Annotated in this window: 23 protein-coding genes; 5 read left to right on the plus strand and 18 right to left on the minus strand. The window is 38.0% G+C overall.

Annotated elements, in window-relative coordinates; genetic code table 11:
• Positions 1-79 precede the first annotated feature (79 nt).
• Positions 80-625 (minus strand): helix-turn-helix domain-containing protein, encoded by a 546-nt coding sequence (locus tag IQ226_RS21390; RefSeq protein WP_193898745.1) that lies wholly within the window; start codon positions 623-625, stop codon positions 80-82.
• 156 nt (positions 626-781) lie between these two features.
• Between IQ226_RS21390 and IQ226_RS21395 the strand changes: the two genes are divergently transcribed.
• Complete coding sequence (locus tag IQ226_RS21395; RefSeq protein ID WP_193898747.1) at positions 782-1465, plus strand: exonuclease; 684 nt, start codon at positions 782-784, stop codon at positions 1463-1465.
• Between the two features lie 138 nt (positions 1466-1603).
• On the opposite strand, the gene IQ226_RS21400 is transcribed toward IQ226_RS21395, so the two are convergent.
• The 6 genes from IQ226_RS21400 to IQ226_RS26045 all read right to left on the minus strand — a co-directional run bounded on the left by IQ226_RS21400 (position 1604) and on the right by IQ226_RS26045 (position 5675).
• On the minus strand, positions 1604-1849 hold the full coding sequence (locus IQ226_RS21400) for a DUF4926 domain-containing protein (protein WP_193898750.1): 246 nt from the start codon (positions 1847-1849) through the stop codon (positions 1604-1606).
• A 356-nt stretch (positions 1850-2205) separates the two neighbouring features.
• Positions 2206-2430: a DUF6883 domain-containing protein gene (locus IQ226_RS21405; protein ID WP_190384512.1), complete on the minus strand. Its 225-nt coding sequence runs from the start codon at positions 2428-2430 to the stop codon at positions 2206-2208.
• Positions 2431-3058: 628 nt separating this feature from the next.
• Positions 3059-3478, minus strand: coding sequence for a YidH family protein (locus IQ226_RS21410; protein WP_193898752.1), 420 nt, complete (start codon positions 3476-3478; stop codon positions 3059-3061).
• Positions 3479-3520: 42 nt separating this feature from the next.
• The gene (locus tag IQ226_RS21415; RefSeq protein ID WP_193898754.1) at positions 3521-3862 is read right to left on the minus strand and encodes a DUF1622 domain-containing protein; all 342 of its coding nucleotides are present in this window, start codon (positions 3860-3862) and stop codon (positions 3521-3523) included.
• A 54-nt stretch (positions 3863-3916) separates the two neighbouring features.
• The gene (locus IQ226_RS21420; protein ID WP_193898756.1) at positions 3917-4771 is read right to left on the minus strand and encodes a bile acid:sodium symporter family protein; all 855 of its coding nucleotides are present in this window, start codon (positions 4769-4771) and stop codon (positions 3917-3919) included.
• A 112-nt stretch (positions 4772-4883) separates the two neighbouring features.
• Entirely contained in the window at positions 4884-5675 is a 792-nt protein-coding gene (locus IQ226_RS26045; protein ID WP_370567210.1) for a J domain-containing protein, read from the minus strand.
• A gap of 312 nt (positions 5676-5987) precedes the next feature.
• On the opposite strand from IQ226_RS26045, the gene IQ226_RS21430 reads away from it, so the two are divergent.
• The 3 genes from IQ226_RS21430 (at position 5988) to IQ226_RS25705 (ending at position 8101) form a co-directional block, all read left to right on the plus strand.
• Complete coding sequence (locus IQ226_RS21430) at positions 5988-6962, plus strand: cysteine synthase A (RefSeq protein ID WP_193898760.1); 975 nt, start codon at positions 5988-5990, stop codon at positions 6960-6962.
• A gap of 167 nt (positions 6963-7129) precedes the next feature.
• Positions 7130-7453 carry a ferredoxin gene (locus IQ226_RS21435; protein WP_193898762.1) on the plus strand — a complete coding sequence of 108 codons (324 nt, stop codon included), beginning with the start codon at positions 7130-7132 and terminating at the stop codon, positions 7451-7453.
• Positions 7454-7510: 57 nt separating this feature from the next.
• Positions 7511-8101, plus strand: a complete 591-nt coding sequence (locus IQ226_RS25705) for a DUF5331 domain-containing protein (RefSeq protein WP_193898764.1) — start codon at positions 7511-7513, stop codon at positions 8099-8101.
• Positions 8102-8109: 8 nt separating this feature from the next.
• On the opposite strand, the gene IQ226_RS21445 is transcribed toward IQ226_RS25705, so the two are convergent.
• From IQ226_RS21445 to bchL, 8 genes are all read right to left on the minus strand, one after another.
• Positions 8110-9102 (minus strand): folate-binding protein YgfZ, encoded by a 993-nt coding sequence (locus IQ226_RS21445; protein WP_193898766.1) that lies wholly within the window; start codon positions 9100-9102, stop codon positions 8110-8112.
• 564 nt (positions 9103-9666) lie between these two features.
• Positions 9667-10317: an alpha-ketoglutarate-dependent dioxygenase AlkB gene (locus IQ226_RS21450; RefSeq protein WP_193898768.1), complete on the minus strand. Its 651-nt coding sequence runs from the start codon at positions 10315-10317 to the stop codon at positions 9667-9669.
• 343 nt (positions 10318-10660) lie between these two features.
• The gene (locus IQ226_RS21455; RefSeq protein ID WP_228039587.1) at positions 10661-11332 is read right to left on the minus strand and encodes a glycosyltransferase family 2 protein; all 672 of its coding nucleotides are present in this window, start codon (positions 11330-11332) and stop codon (positions 10661-10663) included.
• A gap of 321 nt (positions 11333-11653) precedes the next feature.
• Positions 11654-11938, minus strand: coding sequence for a type II toxin-antitoxin system mRNA interferase toxin, RelE/StbE family (locus tag IQ226_RS21460; protein ID WP_028091514.1), 285 nt, complete (start codon positions 11936-11938; stop codon positions 11654-11656).
• Positions 11935-12156 carry a hypothetical protein gene (locus tag IQ226_RS21465; protein ID WP_028091515.1) on the minus strand — a complete coding sequence of 74 codons (222 nt, stop codon included), beginning with the start codon at positions 12154-12156 and terminating at the stop codon, positions 11935-11937. The genes IQ226_RS21460 and IQ226_RS21465 overlap by 4 nt, the downstream gene beginning before the upstream one ends.
• A gap of 256 nt (positions 12157-12412) precedes the next feature.
• Positions 12413-13816, minus strand: a complete 1404-nt coding sequence (locus IQ226_RS21470; protein ID WP_193898770.1) for a ferredoxin:protochlorophyllide reductase (ATP-dependent) subunit N — start codon at positions 13814-13816, stop codon at positions 12413-12415.
• A 151-nt stretch (positions 13817-13967) separates the two neighbouring features.
• Entirely contained in the window at positions 13968-14756 is a 789-nt protein-coding gene (locus IQ226_RS21475) for a DUF5331 domain-containing protein (protein ID WP_193898772.1), read from the minus strand.
• Between the two features lie 26 nt (positions 14757-14782).
• Entirely contained in the window at positions 14783-15649 is an 867-nt protein-coding gene (bchL, locus tag IQ226_RS21480; RefSeq protein WP_193898774.1) for a ferredoxin:protochlorophyllide reductase (ATP-dependent) iron-sulfur ATP-binding protein, read from the minus strand.
• Between the two features lie 629 nt (positions 15650-16278).
• Between bchL and IQ226_RS21485 the strand changes: the two genes are divergently transcribed.
• A complete protein-coding gene (locus tag IQ226_RS21485) occupies positions 16279-16527 on the plus strand; it encodes a TIGR02450 family Trp-rich protein (RefSeq protein ID WP_027400712.1) in 249 nt (82 codons plus the stop codon).
• Between the two features lie 93 nt (positions 16528-16620).
• Here IQ226_RS21485 and IQ226_RS21490 read toward each other — a convergent pair whose 3' ends face one another.
• The 3 genes from IQ226_RS21490 to IQ226_RS21500 form a co-directional block, all read right to left on the minus strand.
• Positions 16621-18327: an ATP-binding protein gene (locus IQ226_RS21490; RefSeq protein ID WP_193898776.1), complete on the minus strand. Its 1707-nt coding sequence runs from the start codon at positions 18325-18327 to the stop codon at positions 16621-16623.
• A gap of 289 nt (positions 18328-18616) precedes the next feature.
• Entirely contained in the window at positions 18617-18853 is a 237-nt protein-coding gene (locus IQ226_RS21495; RefSeq protein ID WP_190382555.1) for a hypothetical protein, read from the minus strand.
• Positions 18854-18946: 93 nt separating this feature from the next.
• A partial coding sequence (locus IQ226_RS21500; RefSeq protein ID WP_228039588.1) for a transposase occupies positions 18947-19248 on the minus strand: 302 nt, incomplete at its 5' end.

Here is a 19248-nt window from a genome sequence, read left to right on the forward strand (position 1 = left end):
CTGATTCTCTTGTATTTAAAAGTTTGCAAACCTTTACAGAGATAGAGTTTTCGGCTTTTATGGTTTAGATTTATCGGCATTAAATTTTGGTAATTTTAGTTGTGACCATAAAAGAGACGAAAGAGCCGTAAATTTTAGCAATGACTTCCTTTTCTAACTGATAAACGTCTCTTCTATCAACATTCTCATCTCGTCTTTGCTGGTGTTTGCGTTCGACTAAACCCAGTGGAACAGGTGGAAAATCTAACTCAAATCCCATTTCAGAAGCATTTTTTCTAATCTGTTTTTGCTGGTTTTCTAGTTTTGTGTGGCAAAGTTCCCACCAATCAATTTCAATTTCCAAATTGCTAGTATCCTGATTCCACTCTTTCGGATCTACAATCTCTAAAATATCTAAATTTAAAGCTTTCGCAATAGAAAGTATAGATGATTCATCAATAGATTCTCGTTTCATAAATCTTTTGATTGTACTAAGACTTAGAAAGGATTTGTCAGCAAGTATTTCCTGTGTCCAACCTTTTTTATCTTGATTATCAGGTCTTTCTAAATCCTTCATTCTATCTTTAACTTTCTTTAGACCTTGCGGAGTTGCTGAAATGCTACGAGATTTAGCTTCTGTATTCATCGTTGTTCAGTAATATTTAAAACAATAATAACATAATAGTAAATTTCCAATCACGTTAACAGTTCAGAATGGTTCACTTCAATCTGAACTGTTTTGCTCTGGATTATTAGTTGCAATCTAGATATTCTCGAATCATCAACCTAAAGACAACGCATTATGAATACTTTAAAAAACAACCTTCTCCCCCACTACTACGGTAAACTTGCCAGAGAAAACGGAATCGGATATCTCGAAGATAGTCGCGGTATTAGACTTCCTAGCGTTACCTCAATCTTGAAAGCTACCAAACCTCCAGCAGAAAAAGCACAACTCACAAAATGGCGACAAAAAGTAGGTAATTTTGAAGCTAATCGAATTACTCAACAATCAAAACAAAGGGGTATTCTCATTCATCAACAAGTCAAAAATTACTTTTTAGGTGAGCCTATTATTTGTCCTGAATTTATCAAACCTTATTGGCATAACCTATTACCAATATTGGAAAATATTCATAATATCAGATTAATTGAAGCTAATCTTTTTCATTATTATCTGGGTTATTCTGGTAGAGTTGATTGTGTAGCTAATTATTGCAATGTTCCCTGTGTGATTGAATTTAAAACCGCAGAACGCATAAAACCTCTTTATGATGAACCCTTACAACTTGCGGCTTATTGCGGTGCTGTCAATCGTCAATATGGCTTGAGAATTAACAATGCTTTGGTAATTGTCACCACTCCAGATGAAGCTATTGTACATTGGTTACAACCTAAAGAAGTGATGGAAAAATGGCATCAATGGGAGAAAAAAGCCAACACATTTTGGCCAAACGATGGTACTAATGACAAAATATCAGCCTAAAAAATTCTCATATATGTAATCAGGAGAGAAAATAGAAGGGAAATTAGTACCACCGTGAAATCAAAAGTCAAAAATTCATTGCCCGAATTATCACATCAGTTGTTAAAGAACGGATTCGGATCATTTTGAATGTGTAAACTAGGCAATATTAGCCATTAATCTGACTGCCGGTCTATCGGCACAAGTTGGCAAGCGAAAACAACTCATTGGCAATGTGACAATTGCTACAGTATTGCCAAGCATATCGAAAAACTCAACGCTGTAGCCTGTTTCTATTCCGGGAACATCATGTTGTTCAACTACTGTGCCAATATCTCCAGCATATACATTGTCTTCGGGAAGATCACGCAATAAGATTACATCTGAGTAAAGAGTGAAATTCATAAGACCTCGCGGTAAGTGGGAAACTCAGTGTCTTTAGACCTGAGAGGGAAGCGACACGTGCGGTTTTAACCGCTGTGGATATTAAAATTGAAACCAGATTTTTGATTGGAATCTGGAAACCAACTCCCATTTCTGGGGTGATGTTAGCTTCGACCAGTTATAAGAGCTTGTTAGACTTGCAACACTGTTTCAGTGACCTTAAAACTGTTTAATTGCAAATGACAGAGCAGGGAACTAGCTTCGCATTCCGGGGTGTCGTGACTCAAATAACGGCTACCCTTCGACTACGCTCAGGGTGGTCTGGTCAGCACGGCTTGCTTGATTACTCTTGCAAGCCCAGTCCCTTCAGGGCTGGGTTACTGACATCTTGTACCATAAGCAGTTTCTTTAATTAGATTAACATCTACAGTTAGATGAAACTTACGGATATCTGATTCTAACTGTTGCCAGTTATTAGGACAATAACCAAATTGGAGTAGTAATTTCGCTTTTGTCCCACCACGTTTATGTTCAGTATTCAGTAAATACTCAGTCAGCTTAGATGGTTCGATTACTGCGCGATCGCTGTTTGGGATTTTCATCGGTAACATTCTCCATAATTTTACTGGAGACTGCCCTTGAAGAGAGTTAACTGCAAAAGAAAAAATTGAGAAGCGAATTTTGTAGATTTGCAACTCTGGTTTTTTCGCACACTACAACTCAATCACAAATCACTACCATAAAAATTTAGTTACACTCAATCACTGTATGTATTTACAACACAGCCATTGAGTGATTCTTTAAGGCGCAGCCTTAAAGTTAGGTTGTGAATGCTACGAATTGACCATGCTGCTGCTTCCTTAAAATCCTTTTGCAATCCTTACATTGCACACTCCCCACCCTTCTTACCTTTGCTTTGTTTACCTTGGTTTTCGTTGTTTGTTGTGGAAGCACACGCAAAGAATTCGAGCGTGAACGGAACTAGGGTGGGAAAAAAGGAGTAAGTTAAATATAACACAAATTTTTTGGCAATGTCTAACAATTCTCTAGCGGGGTTATCCTATTCCTAAACTCAATGGCAGAAAATAGCCAACACATTTTAGCCAAACAATGGTACTAATGACAAAATATCAGCCTAAAAAATTTCATACATAGAGCATTGGCAAATCCCTTATATCGTAATAAGGAGAGAAAAGAGAAGAGGAAGTAATACCACCGTGAAATTAAAAGTCAAAAATTCATTGCCCGAATTATCACCCCAATAAAACTCATGAAGCCAATTAGCAGTAAAGCCACGCCGATAATTTCCGCACTGTGAGAAGTTTCGTAGGTATAGCGGTTATTTTGAATTTGTTTAAGTAACTGACGGTGTTCTCTTAACCCTAAAACCATTCCCAACATTCCCGTAACAATAAAAGACAACCCCACAATCACTGAAAATCTGACTGGGTTTAGGTGATGACTCAGACGAGTATTTTCAATCGCCCTAACGATAGTGGGAATACCAAAGCCAAAACCAATTAAGGAAAGACAGGTGCGTATCCACGCCATTAATGTGCGGTCTGCTGCCGCTCGACTGCGGTATTTAGCTAGTTCTGTTCTATCTGCTGCTAAATCGTTGGTAGACAAGTTTATGGGTGGCTGACTCATTGTGGTAAGATGTGCCTGTAAATTACCTCTGAATAATTACTTTTATTGTTGTTTATTGAGTTCTTGACTCAGAAAATAATTCAGGAAAGTTCTAATTAGGGCAACTATTCCTAGTTTTCCTAGAGACTCAAAGGTTGAATGGTAGGTTGTAGAAAGAATATCTGCTCCTAATTGAAACTCTAATGCCAACACTAGCCAAATTCCAAAGTTGAGCCGGATTTGCAGAAATCGGTTTTGACTATGATGATGGTTTAGAGAAATTGCTATTTTTCCACTTTTTATTACACCCAATAAAATACAAAAAACAGAAATTAATTCTAGTAAGAATTTGAGCAAAGTCACGAAAAATGATAACCCGCTCTCTAGCTGTTCAAATAATGCCATAAGTCAGCTTTTTCTCACGCAGATGTGCAGAGAGGAATTGAAAAATTGCATTTATTAAGTAGGTTGTTTCTCTAATTTGTGTTTATTCCAGATGGAGTAAAAACCACCTAGAACTGCTCCTACAATTACATAAGCTATGATTGTGGGAATTACCTGTTGTTGTACGTCATTCAAAATAGCGATAAACAAGGCTAATCCGATATTACGAGCAATACAAGAGATTGCCAAAATTGGCTGTGTATCATCATTGTGATCTCCTAAACTGTGTCCTATTGCTAGAGAGGCAATTACCATAATCGTAATCACAACTATCGGTAATCCCCAAACTTTAAAAAATAGGGGAATTCCTAAAATACCAGCCACAATAACCAGCAGTAATAAAAGAATATCAGCAATAAAATTTAAAGGTTGGGCGATATTTTCGACAAATTTAGGAATCAACTTTTGCAGCAACAGACCGATACTGACAGGCAACAACTGTACCATGATCACCTGTCTAGCGACTTCTAAAATTGTCACTTTTTCTACAAGATGCTGAAATAGGGTGAAAAAAATCCCCAAGGTAACGGGAGTAATTAAAACTGCAAGTATGGCGAGGGTTAATTGAAGACTGGCTGAGTACGAAAATCTACATCCAGCCATTTGCGATCTTTTTGTGGTCAGAGGCGCACCTGGAGAAGCCGCTAACAAGGCTAATCCTGTGATTACTTCTGGGGGTAAGTTAAACAATTTTAGCAGGACAATAACCACTAAAGGAACCAGCACCACAACGGCTAAAAGCGCCCGGAATAGTAAAGCAGGTTTTCGCCACAGAGAAAGCATTTCTTCAAAAGAAAGATTGCATCCTATGGCTAACATCAAAGAAAAAATCGTGATTTTAACGAAAATCAGCAATAAAGGATGGTGCATGGCTTGTTAAATTTTTCAAGCACAAGCAAATAATATCTCTAAATGTGATTTCGGATTACTATCCCTGGTAAGAGAATGTTGAATATTCTCTACTCCTGAATTAAGATCCATTTTAACTATGATGATCATTTAAAATATTGTACGCTTGATTAACTAACCTCATTTTCTCTTGCACTTGTTTTTGCATTTGTGGTTTATTCACAAATAAATCAGGATGCCATTTTTTTACCAATGTTTTATAAGCTTGTTTAACTTCTATAAAAGCAGCAGTAGGTTGTAATCCTAAAATCCGATAAGCGACAGCAATTTTATCTTGTTGTGCTGGAGTCTTTGGTGGAGTTTGGGCTTTTTGACTTGAACTAGATGATTTCATATTCGCTTTTATTTCTGCGATTTCTTGTTCAAATTCCCAAGCTTGAAATTTGGCTTCTAACTCTGCGGGGTTTGGTGGAGGAGTATTAACTTGTTGACGTGGAGTTTCTACCTTTGGTGGAGGATTTTGAGGAGTATTTTGTTTGGGAGGTGTATATGTATAAACTTGTTGTTTGGGTATTTGAGGATTTGTAGATTTAGGTTGATATTGATAAGGTTGATATTTACTACTAATATTCGCTAATTTGGATTCTAGGAAAAGTTTATAAACAAGAAAAGCCAAAGCCCCAAAAATCACAACTCCCGCTAAAACTGAGGCTACTCGAACTGCAACCAAAGTTGCAACAGCCAAAGCAAAAAATTTACCACCGAGAATTACCTTTCTTAACCAAGGTTTTTGAGCTTGTTCTGGCTGATGTTTCCGAGTTTGATAAACAGGTTGATCAACAGCATTGATTTCATCATCTATTTCTCGCAGTCGCTTTTCCACCTGACGTTGAATGTCTTGATTGTGTTCATGGGGAGATTTCATTAATGTCCACCTCATTTATGACATCATTTAATATATTGTATGATAACTGACATACGGCAATAAACCGAGCAATATTAAGATTGCTGAATTGAGTTTAGATTCAATCTTTTGTACTTGCTTTTCGGAAATTGTCTGTAAGAAGATCGCACTAAAATTGAGATTATAGCAATTTTAATGTATTTCTTCCTTTGCGTCTTTGCTCCTTAGCGACTCTGCGCGAAACAAAAACAAAATTTGATAGCGTTCGCGAAGCGTCCCGGAGGGAACTAGCGCTGCTACAAGTAGATCGGGAAAAACTCAGGTAGATACAAAATGGATATCAAAAATGGATTTGTTGGTACAATTGGTAACACCCCATTAATTCGTTTAAACAGTTTTAGCGAAGAAACAGGTTGTGAAATCTTGGCTAAAGCCGAGTTTCTGAACCCTGGTGGTTCTGTCAAAGATCGGGCCGCGCTGTATATTATCGAAGATGCAGAAAAAAAGGGACTCCTCAAGCCCGGAGGTACAGTAGTAGAAGGAACAGCGGGAAATACGGGAATAGGGCTGGCGCATATCTGCAACGTCAAAGGTTATAAATGCTTGATTTTTATCCCCAATACCCAATCCCAAGAAAAAATAGATGCTTTAACTACCCTGGGTGCGGAAGTTCGTCCTGTTCCTGCTGTACCTTACAAAGATCCGAATAATTACGTCAAACTATCTGGTAGAATTGCGGCAGAAATGGAAAACGCCATTTGGGCTAATCAATTTGATAATTTAGCCAATCGTGTTGCCCATTATGAAACCACAGGTAGAGAGATTTGGCAACAAACTCATGGTAAGATAGACGGCTGGGTGGCATCCACTGGTACGGGTGGTACTTATGCTGGTGTAGCAATGTATCTCAAAGAACAAAATCCGAGCGTTAAATGCGTCGTGGCTGACCCTTTAGGTAGTGGACTATATAGCTATATCAAAACTGGGGAAATCAAAATCGAAGGTAATTCAATTACTGAAGGTATTGGTAATAGTCGGATTACTGCTAATATGGAAGGCGCACCTATTGATGATGCGATTCAAGTTGATGATTCTGAAGCCTTGCGTGTGGTTTATCAACTATTAAGAAAAGATGGTTTATTAATGGGTGGTTCAACGGGAATTAATGTCGGTGCGGCGGTAGCTTTGGCTAAACAATTGGGTCCAGGACATACTATTGTGACTATCTTATGCGACAGTGGATCTCGCTATCAATCACGGATATTTAATAGGGAATGGTTAGCCAGTAAAGGATTGATGATCGGTTAGGATTTTTGAGAGGATTTTTTAGCGATCGCCACCCCATAGTGGCGATACTCAACATTTGTTAGCAGCTATTACTAATCGAAATGATATAATCAGAATTATTACCGTTACTTATTTTCGTAATTAAGAGCTAAATCCATCATGGGAAAAAGAGGATATAGTTGATAAAAATGAATGAATTAATATCAAATATCCAAATACAGGAACAACCTCTTCCTATTTGTGTAAAAGTATGTCAACATCGTACTTGTAGAAAACAAGGTGCAAGGGAAGTTTTAGCGGCTTTACACGCTTTACCTATACTTAATGTGACAGTTACATCTAGTGGCTGCTTAGGTCAATGTGGGAATGGTCCAATGGTACTAGTTTTACCCGAAATGGTTTGGTATTGTCGGGTTTTACCCCAAGAAGTACCCAGATTAGTGGAACAACATTTATTAGGTGGTAAAAGAGTGAAGAAAATGCTTTATTATCGGTTTCATCCCCAGGGATAAAAATCACTGAAAATATATAAATGCTGTAATTTGGTACAGTAAGAAGTGAGGGAATGAATGGATATTCAGCATTTACGTCAATCATTAAAAAACAAGTGGCTGATTTATTACGAACAAAATCGTTCTTGGCTAGTGAAAATGCGAATCTGGAAAGATTATTATGGTATTCGCCGGCCTTCTTCAGGTTACATTTTAGCGACTTTATCTACCTTAGAACCAGAGTTCAAAAAAATTCTCCCTTTCATTTTGGATTTAAACAATGATCCTGATAAAATAATTTCGGCCTTATGTTTGCACTTCAATCCTGAACAGGAATTAAACTTATTAAAATCCCAGCATTCTACGGCCAAAAATCAGATTGTTAGCACCTCTCCGGCTCATATAGCCTTGACAGATGCACCTGTACCCAAAGAACACAAACAGGTGTTATTGAAAATGACCACAGGTATTTCTGTGGTTGCAGTTGCTACACCGATTCATCATCATTCTTCAGTTAAGCTACCTGTAGGATTGGGAAGGGAACAAATAGATAAACAATTGATAACTACGGGAGTCCCCACCCCAAACATTACCCGGATTTTACCTACTCATGGTAATATTTTGCCGTCTTGGATAGATGAATTATGTCCGGGTAGAGGAAATGGGTAATGGACAATTTAGACATTACTTGATGGATATTCGTGGGAGACAAAGGGAATAGCAATTATTTCTCCTGCTGCTTCTCCAACTTGCACTTTTAAGCCAACTCCACCAGCTTTACTCCTGATGTAACCTAGTCCAAAATGACCATCAGGAGTGGTTGTATAGCTAGTAAGTTTACCTACTTTTTCTTCGCCAATGGTGATTACTGTTCCTGATGCAGCCGCAGCACTGAGACGAATTCCCCAAAGGTATTGTTTTACACCTTTGTATGTATTAAGTCTGGCAATGGTTTCTTGACCGATATAACAACCTTTATTAAAGGAAACTGTATGCCATAAGCCAACTTCCAGGGGGTTATAATCATCCGTGAGTTCCGAGTCAGGAGCGGGACGACCTTGTAATATTCGTAACATTTCCCAAGCGCGATCGCTCAATTCCCCAGCCCCCAATGACCGTATCTTCTCCCACCATGTTTGTTTTTCAGCGCGGGGTAAAATCAGTGTATATCCAGGTGCAGCCAAGCCGCTACCCACTGCAACTATTACCCCACCCACCAAAATGTGATTACCATTTGGTTGACCAATTAAATCACCAGCGCCCAATTTTTCAACAACACCATGACTTTGGGGTCCAATGAGGCTTAATATCGCTGTTTCTGCTGTCACATCAGTTAATTTAACTTGATCCGCTGGGAAAATATAGCGATCTAGCCATTTCATAAGTTCCTGACGACGGTTAGGGGAAACCAATAATAAAACAGCATCATTTAATATATAAGCAGTGACTAAATCTATCGTCCGGGCTGTAGATGTCACCATCACAGTATCGCACCCCTGACCGGGTTTACGAGATTGCAAATCATTAGTGCTTTGATTGTGTAAAAAGCGAAGCCGATCATCGCCAGAAATACGGATGAGTCCCCAAGGAGAGCGATCGCCCACTACCACCCCTTCCCGTACCGCTTGCATAGCCTTTACATCTTGAGTATCAATGGCGGATGTTAACATAGTGATACAAATTTACCTTAATTTCAATATGATCTTCTGAAAAATATTAGCAAATAATTTGGTAATTAGTAAAAACTCTTCTCCATCCCCCATTCTACTATACAATAGCGATCGCGCTCCCACATCCCAAACAGCGATTCCTACGGTAAACTACTGCTAACGCTGTCAAGGTATAAAATTATGGTATAATTATGATGTTAACTTATTTAATCTTTTGTAATTTATAAATTTGCGTTATAGTTTTGATTGAAATCCAGCCAAACAAAAACAGAATATTCGTAAACATCAAATCAATTTTCGTTTAGCATCAACTGTTTTTCGTGATCAATATCAATTAAGTGGCGTTGCTGAGTAAAAGTATGATTTTATTATGCCTACGGCACGCTGCACGAACACGCAGAGACGCTCCAGGCGCAGAGAGTAAGAGTTTGAGAGATGGAATTTTCGACTTTCATACCCCAATATCTGATGAAGATTGGGATTATAAAAATCTGGTGAGGTTTTTAATCCTTCTAAAATATACTCGTATAGTTTTTCTATCAAATTGATACACCCTGAGTTAAATTAGTGAATAATTCTAAATGTTAAATTGATTCGTGGCTGAATTTCTTTAGCTGTTTTAGCAATTTGGTGTTGCCAAAAATGCTGAGTTTCACCTTGCATTAGCAGAAAACTACCACTAGCTAAATCAATATCAATTTTGTGATTTTTTGAATGCTTATGTCGTAAAGAAAAACGACGAGTTGCACCAAAACTAACTGAAGCAATTATGGGATTTTTCCCTAATTCGGGTTCATCATCACTATGCCAGGAAACACTATCTTTACCATCACGATATAAATTGATAAGAACACTATTAAAACTAACTTGTGCAATTTGCTCAATTTTAGATTTAATTAATTTCAATGTAGGATTCCAATGTTCTGGATGTTGTTCTATGCCAGAATAAGTATACGATTTTCCTTCATCTCCATACCATGCTGTCAATCTTGGTATAGGCATTTGCTTACCAAAAAATTGGATTATTTCTTGTTTCCAGTTAATACTAGAATATAAATCTGAAAAAAGCTGATTACTTTCTTTGGTGCTAAAAAAATTCGGATATAATATTACTTCTCCATCAGTAGAAATAATAGTTTTTTTGTTAACCTGATTTTCTAATACCAGGTTATTAGTATCTGGTAGATAATCCCAAAGACTGATTTGATTATACATAATTTGATTAGATCTCCGTAATTATACAGTTTATTGAAATCATCAGATTGAATGATTTAGGCAGGTATTTTACCTGACCATCTAATCCTATTCTATCCCCTCAATCCGATTTTCCACCGCGCTTCACTATCGCATCTCCTCACCCCCAAACAGCGATTCCTAGGTCGCGCTTGGCTATCGCACCCCACACATCCCTAAAACAGCGATCGCTCTTTGTTATATCTTTTGCAAAATTGTAGGTTGGGTTAAGCGACAGCGCAACCCAACACAGATATATAATTGATTGTTGGGTTTTCTCAACCCAACCTACATCTGACTTTTAAAACATCCTCAAGTTTTGCATTTAGCTTATGTATCCCCATAACATACAAATATACTGTAATTTAGACAAAAATTGATTTATAAAACTCAATTTATTAGGTTGAAAAACTTTAGGTTTTAAGTCAACTTCATACATTTTGCTGATAATTTTATTACCTTTTCCATATCTAATAAATCTTCGACAAAAGCCAATAACACCATCATCAAAATTATGATAAATAACAGAATTAAACGCATAATCAAGATTGCCAATTTCTAACAATCTCCATCCTAAATCTATATCTTCCCCAGCAGCAATATTAATATTTTCATTAAAGTAGCCTATTTTTTCAATAGCTGGTTTCCAAACCATTGAATTAGCAGTAATTAAATACTCTGGTCTTGTATATCCTTGCTGTTCAATTACTTTTAAAGGCACTAAAATTTCTTGTGTTTCATAATATTTTGATAAAAAATCATTTCCCCATGATTTAACATTGCCTGCATATCCAATACAGCCATTCATTGAATGAATATATCCTAAAATCCATGATTCTGAAGGGATACAGTCGCTATCTGTAAATAGAACCCAATCACCTTTGGAATGTTGAATACCTAAATTTCTTGCGGACGCAGGTCCCATTTTTGAGCATTTCAATACCCTTAGCTTGAAATTGTTTATTGATAGTAATTCCCTTTTTCGAGAGATTATCAATAATAATAATCTCTCTAGGATAAAGTTCTAAATTGTGGTACTTAAAAAAATTATACAAAAATAAATCAATTCCTTTTTGATTATCCCTTACAGGTATAACTATTGATATATCTGATGGCTTAATATTTATTGGTGCGATTAAATTAGCTTTCTTTTTGGGTTGATAATTGAATTTGCTGATTAAAGTCATAATTTTAAAACTAATGTATTGTAATTATTTCATGAAGTTAAATAGCCTGAAAAAAACACCGTAAACTTGATTAATGGTGCGTTACGGCTTTCTAACGCACCCTACAGATACTACAGATACTACGAACACTTTTAATAAACCTCATCATGACTACCGATATCAATTACCACAATCATTTCCTCCTGTGTATCTGAATCTTGTTTTAATGTATAGATAATTCGACAATCATACGCTACAGAACAAGCCCATAAACCATCTAACTGACCACTTAATTTATGAGACTTTAAAACAGGATTGAGATAATCAGATGCTAGTAATTCTAATACTTCAGAAATTCTCTCCTGCAATTGGGGATTTTTCCTAATAATTCGCTTCAAGGCTCTTTTAAAACTACTATCCCAAACTAATGTTTTCATTCTTCTTCCATGATATCAGCTAATAAATCTGCCACAGTACCTTTTTTAGCCGTACCTGCTGACAAAGCGGCTAAAGTTTGCTCTGCATTCTTAGCGATTTCTAAACGACGTTTTTCAATCTTCCTTTTCTTAATTAATTCTACTAAAAAATCCTGATCTTCTTGAGAAAGATTTTCCACATATTCAATTACTTCTTGAAAAGATATAGTTTTATTCATAATCAACCCCTAACCATTGCACTTAAAAAACAACTTACCACAATTATAACACTCTTCTTCTCTTCCTTCGTGTTCTATCCGCTACGCGAACGTGTCTTCGTGGTTCAATAAAAACAAAAAAAAGGACGGACTCCAACAGATCCGTCCCAAAATTGCCGAAGAAAACGTAAAACTTCAGATTGTCAAAGATCCCCGACTTCTTATTTAAAACAATCAATAAATTATCATCAATTTTCAGAAGTCGGGGATCTGGTTTCTAAACCTGCGCTTCCTCTCTCACCAACTTATCCCAACCCAAATCCTTCAAATTATTATTCCTTCTTAAAGGACGAGTTACCAACTCCAAAACATCACGCGCATTACCAAAACCGTGAATTTGAGCAAAAGTAAACTCCACAGACCACTTAGTATTAATACCTCGTGCTTCCAATGGATTAGCATGAGCCATACCAGTAATTACCAAATCAGGTTTTAAATCATAAATTCGTTGAACTTGATTGTAATTATCTGGCTTTTCAACAATTGTTGGTAAAGGTGAACCCATTTCCTGACAAGTTTTTTCTAACAAAGCTAATTCAGCAGCTTGATAGCGTTTATCCATGTAAGGAATGCCGATTTCTTGAACAGTCATACCACAACGCACCAAGAACCGGGCTAGGGAAATTTCTAATAAATTATCGCCCATGAAAAACACAGATTTACCGCGAATTAATTGCACATATTCTTCTAAATTTTCCCACATTTGCGCTTCTCTTGCATCTAAACCCTGGGGGGTAATTCCCAATACAGAACAGATTTTTTCAATCCAAGCGCGAGTACCATCGGGGCCAATGGGGAATGGTGCGCCAATGAGTTTACACTTGCGACGACGCATTAAGGTTGTAGCAGTGCGGCTGAGGAAAGGATTCACACCGGCGACATAATACCCTTCTTCAATCACAGGTAATTCTGTAAACCTTTTTGCGGGTAGCCACCCAGAAACTTTAATCCCTTGTTTTTTCAGTTCCAAGGTTAATTGGGTGACAACTGGGTCAGGTAAAGAACCAAACAGCACCAAAGGCGGATGATTTACGTACTCAGATTCATCTTGAGCGATGTCTTCTTTTTTCTTACCGAAATTCATCAGCTTCTGAATGGCGTTACGCTCGCCTTTTTCAGTTTCCGATACGGGAGACTTTTCAGGACAACGATGAGCCATAGCGGCTAACACAGTGTCCTCTCCTTGGGTAAATGCGTAGTCGAGTCCGTTAGCACGGGCGACAACAATGGGAATACCTAAATCAGCTTCTAACTTAGGTGCTAAACCTTCCAAATCGGTTTTAATAATTTCGGTTGTGCAAGTACCAATCCAGACAATTACACTAGGATTGCGATCGCGTTTAATTTGCTCACACAAACGTTTTAATTCTTCATAATCATTCAACTGTGCCGAAATATCCCCCTCTTCCAACTCAGCCATAGCATAGCGAGGTTCAGCAAAAATCATCACCCCCATCGCATTTTGGAGGAAGTAACCGCAGGTTTTCGTGCCAATAACTAAAAAGAAACTATCTTCAATTTTCTGATATAACCAAGAGACACAACTAATCGGGCAAAAGGTGTGATAATTGCCAGTTTCACATTCAAAATTTAAAGCTTCAGGCTGTTGAGCAACAGTCATATTAATATTCTCCCTTTAATTTTTTTAACTTGGAAAGTAGATGGTTGGTGATTGGTGATTGGTGATTGATGATTGGGTTATTCATTTCCCCCTACTTTCTTCCCTGTCACCTGTCACCTGTCACCTGTCACCTAAATTCTGCTTTCAACGATTAATTGTTAGGGAAGAGACGAGCCATTTCTGATTCATTAAAAACTTCAGATGGCAGTTCTTCCAAATTGTCGTCACCATTATGCAGCGGAGTTTCATCACCCCAGATATCCGAAACTACATCATCAAATCCATTTTCTTCAGATGTATTCAGTTCATCCAAAGAATTATCATCAGATAGATTCAGTCCACTAAAAGCATTTTCCGGTATCTCTCCAAAGGCATCCTCATCACTTAAAGACATCGGATTAAAAGAGGTATGACCGAAATCACCCATTGCTTCCAAACTGGATGATGCTTCTGAGTCATGAGAAACACCTTCATCGGATAAAGAAATACTGCCAAAGCCTTGATGATCTCTATCTATAGCCCAAGTGGTTTGCGCCGGGTTTCCCAAATTATTCAGATTGATCCCAGAAACTGAGACAGATTCCCCTTCTGGCTCAGGTACATCTGCCACCACAGCCGACGGACGAGCATACATTTCTGGTTCTACTGTGGGGACAAGACGATTACCAAGGGCAATATCAGGGTCAAAATGCAAATCCAGAACTTCAATTAAGGTATCCGCATCTGGATTCAATTTGGCAAAGGGGAACATTAGCTGGGCTAATTTTGGTTCTAGAGCATTGATGACTCCCAGGATGAGGTAAGAAGACGGACGCTTGCCGCCATCAGGGGTATAAACTGATTCAACAGTCATTTGGAGCGTAATCCATTCACGATTGGCTTGAAAGAATTGCAGCCACTTTTGTTTGATCGAATCGGTAAAACTATCAAAGAAAGCCATAAGTCCATCCTGAGAGGTAAAATGCTTTATACAATCATCAAGTCTAATTCCTCTTCAGCATTTGTGGCTTTAACTTTTACTGGATTGAGATAAAAATCTGACAATAGAGAAAAAAGTTCACGATCAGGAGCGTCGTTGGGAACGACACCTTCCGGTTGCGCAAGAATTTGATCGGCAATATTCAGGTAATAGTCGCAAACGTAGCGCAGAGAAGGATCTGACTCTGCCATTTCAAATAGAGTTTTACCTTTGACGCGGGAAACGCGGATATCTTCAATTAAAGGTAATACCTCTAAAACAGGCATAGGCACGGCTTCTATATATTTATCAATTAAATCCCGCTTGGAGGTACGATTACCGATTAATCCCGCTAAACGCAAGGGGTGAGTCCGAGCTTTTTCTCGAACCGAAGCCGCAATCCGGTTGGCTGCAAATAGGGCATCAAAGCCATTATCTGTAACAATTAGACAATAATCTGCATAATTTAACGGTGCTGCAAAGCCACCACAAACAACGTCACCAAGGACATCAAATAAAATTACATCGTATTCATCAAAAGCATTAAGTTCTTTTAATAATTTGACTGTTTCCCCAACTACATAGCCACCACAACCGGCACCTGCTGGTGGACCACCTGCTTCAACGCAATCAACCCCGCCATAACCTTTGTAGATTACGTCCTCTGGCCAAACGTCTTCGTAGTGATAATCTTTTTCTTGCAAGGTATCAATAATGGTGGGAATCAAAAACCCAGTCAGGGTGAAGGTGCTGTCATGTTTGGGATCACAGCCAATTTGTAAGACCTTTTTACCTCTTTTAGCTAGAGCTACAGAGATATTACAACTGGTTGTAGATTTGCCGATTCCACCTTTTCCGTAAACTGCTAGTTTCATTGTTGTACCTCTCTTATAGTTTCTTAACAAACTCTTAAGCTCAAACATTTACCTGTATCTAGATTGATGAGGCGATGTGTGAGGTGTTTGAGTGCCATTATTGTGCAAATTCTCTAGAAAGGAAAGGGGACTGGAATCTAAAAGGTGCTGATATCAGATGCTTAAGTGAGTAAATATTTTAATTTATAACTAATAAGCCGTTAATTAGGCTTAAAAAGCTCAAAATTCTAAAAAATTAAATTTTAATATTTTATTTTTATAAAAATGGTTTCAAAAAACAAAAAAATGAAATAGATAAAAATCTATTGATTCCATAAGATAGGCTTACTCTTGTGACTGTTGACAATATTGCGGGTATTTACGGTGTGTACAACCAGAAAACCATTGTCAACGGTCGGTTGAAAATAAAGGTGAGATCTGGGGATCAGGTTAATCGGGTATTCTGATTCAGGAGTAAAATTGGCAATAAAGAAATTTTATGAGCGATCGCTTCCCTCTTTGTTACCATCACTCCTGGATTAGTAAATATTTATTAAATTAGAAAATATCTGATATAAAACTTTACAGGTAATGGGTAATAGGATTTCTTAGCCACTAACAACGGACAACGGACAACTGACAACTGACAAATGACTAAAAAACAAAAATTTCCTTACTTGCTGGGTTCTAAATGGACTGCACAGAAAAAAGTTGATGGTTGGCGACATTTTCAGGTTGTTAACCGCAAAAATCAGGGTAAATGGGTATATGCGGAAATGGTGGCAGCTTGTGATCCTCAAGTGCGCTTTTGGTTAAATGCTAAATTATTACAAGATAATTCCCAATGGTACGCCGGCTGGCAAACCCTACAAGAAATAAACTCTATCGAAAATCATTAATTCCCAATTCCCAATTCCCAATTCCCAATTCCCAATTCCCAATTCCCAATTCCCAATTCCCAATTCCCAATTCCCAATTCCCAATTCCCTGTTCTAAACCATCAATGGTTGTTGATACAGTGGCACAGTGAAAGTCACCGTCGAACCAAGTCCCTCACCTAGACTATAAAAATGTACCTCACCACCCATTGCTTCTATGAGCTTTTGGGATATTGTCAGTCCTAAACCTGTACCACCATAGTGACGAGTCCGAGAACCATCAATTTGAGAAAATAATTGAAATAGCTTATCTTGCTTATCTAAGGAAACACCAATACCTGTGTCAACAACACGAACTTTGACTGTTGTAGGGTGTTTTTTTGGTATTAAATCGGCACTAATAGTGATACCACCTTCATGGGTAAATTTAATAGCATTACCTACCAAATTTAGCATGACTTGTAATAATCTCTTATAGTTGCCTTGAACAATAATTGCATCAGAAATTGTCGGCATTTCCATGCGGAAACTAATATTTTTCATCTCCGCTTGCTGACGGGTAAAGCCTTCAACGTCATCAAATAATTCTTTGAGATTGACTGGTGAACAGTCTAATTCCATTTTACCTGCTTCAATTTTAGCAAAGTCCAAAATATCATTGAGGATATTTAAGAGATGCAAAGATAATTCATGAGCTTCCAAAATAAACTCATGTTGTTCTTGAGCATCATCTGTAACTCCTTCTAAAATTAGCTTTAAGAAGCCAATCATGCCATTGAGAGGAGTCCGAATTTCGTGGGAGACATTAGCCAGAAATTCGCTTTTTAAGCGAGAAACTTCTTCAGCCTTTTGTCGAGATTCTTCTAGTTCTTGATATAAAGTAGCATGAGCGATCGCTGTTCCTAACTGATCTGCCACTTCCTTGGCTAATTCTAATTCTGCTTGTGTTAGTGGATGGCATTCATCAACAAAACTAAGAGCAGCTAAACCATTAGCTTTGTCTTTGTAACAAGTCGCAACAACCAGAGATTGAGACTGTGGAGATTGGTGATTAAATGAAACCGCCATCACCACAGGCTCTAAAGTCGCTAATGCTTGAGCAAAAGCCGGCTCAGAAGATATATCTATTTCTGAGTCAAGAATAGAAATTTCCTCCGGCCGATGATACTCAGCAATTACCCGAACCTTGGTATTAGCGGGTTGATAAGGGCAAATAATACAGCGTTCTAGGTTGAGTCTTTTTCCCAAGCTATCAACCGTTTGTTGCCAAATAACATCTAAATCCAGTGTCCGACGAATATTTCTGGTGATTTTGTTTAATAACTTCTGATGTCGCTGCAATCGTAAAGCTAACTCAAGTGCTGTTGGCGGTTTAAGTACCTGATTCACATCTTGAGGATTAATTTTCGATGGTAATAACCTACCCATCACCAACACTGTAGTTGTTGGCTGACCAAACTGCGGCAGAATCGGCGTAATTGTCAATTCCAACTCTAATAATTCGATATTTGGGCATTTAAACCAGCATTTCACCCTTTCCGGCACAGAACTGCTCAAAATCCGGTGTAAATGTTCTAGATAAACAACCTTATCTACTGGCGCAAAGCTATCATTTTCATTGAGGACATCAACTATCTTCTGGGGATCACCCCCTAAGTATTCGCTGTGTTGCCAATAAAAAGTCAAATAGCGTCCAGAGGCATCCTGAGTATATATTAACTCTGCTCCCAGAGTTGCTGATGAGCGATCGCTCATGAGAGTCACAGATTCCAGATTTTGAGGAATTAAATTCGGAAATGGGGTATTGGCACTAATAGTCATTAATCGAGTTGGATAGACAAAAAGCTTCCTACCGTGCTTATACTAAAGCTAATTAAATTCTGGCATAAACTTTTACAGGTTTTACATTTTTCCAGGGTGGATTTTTGACTTTTCTGGCATTTAAGACATTAATGTTTACATTTCTTATCATTGGCTAATACGGCGGTATGCACTTGAATAAGATACATAATCTACAGTAAAAGCCTTATGGCAAGAGACTCTTAACTCCTGACTTCTTCTTTCTTCTTTGCTTCCCCCTGACTCCTGACTCCTACTATATTGAATCCTTTTAATCATTCCACTCACCACGGGGGGGAACAGGTGTCCGTAGAGGGGCGCGTGTTAACTCATCATCTCTATTAAAATCACCCCGTAACCATTGACGGATAGCCACCTCAATCACCTTACTAGGATCATTAGTCAGATGTTGAATTTGCTCTATCAATTCAGAATCTAGATTAAGAGCGATTTCTGTCTTCTCAGTGCGTTTTTTGTCTGCACTGTTGGGTTGTTCCTGCATATTCATGGGTTTAAATACTTTGAAATAGGTTTATTGAAACTGTTTTTCAGCAGTCATGATATTTATAATTGAGTGTATTCAATTTTGACACTCTCCGCTCTAAAGAGACAGGGATTCTTTAATCAAAGACATGACTTGCTCGTCCAGGATTTCTCCAGCACGAGTAGAGGACTTATCTCCTAAAGCGTTACTCATGTCTAGCATGAAAGTTCCCGTATGCCCTACGGTACTCAATCCTCGACTCAGGATATTTTTAGCTGCATTCTCATCTCTATCCATCATACAACCGCATTGACAAATATGCGTTCTAGTGGACAGAGATTTTTTAACAACTTCACCACTGTCATCCAGGAGTTCAGGAGAAAGAAGAAAGAAGAAAATCTCTCCCCTGCCCCCTGCCC

This window comes from Dolichospermum sp. LEGE 00240, from assembly GCF_015207875.1.
Taxonomy (GTDB): domain Bacteria; phylum Cyanobacteriota; class Cyanobacteriia; order Cyanobacteriales; family Nostocaceae; genus Dolichospermum; species Dolichospermum gracile.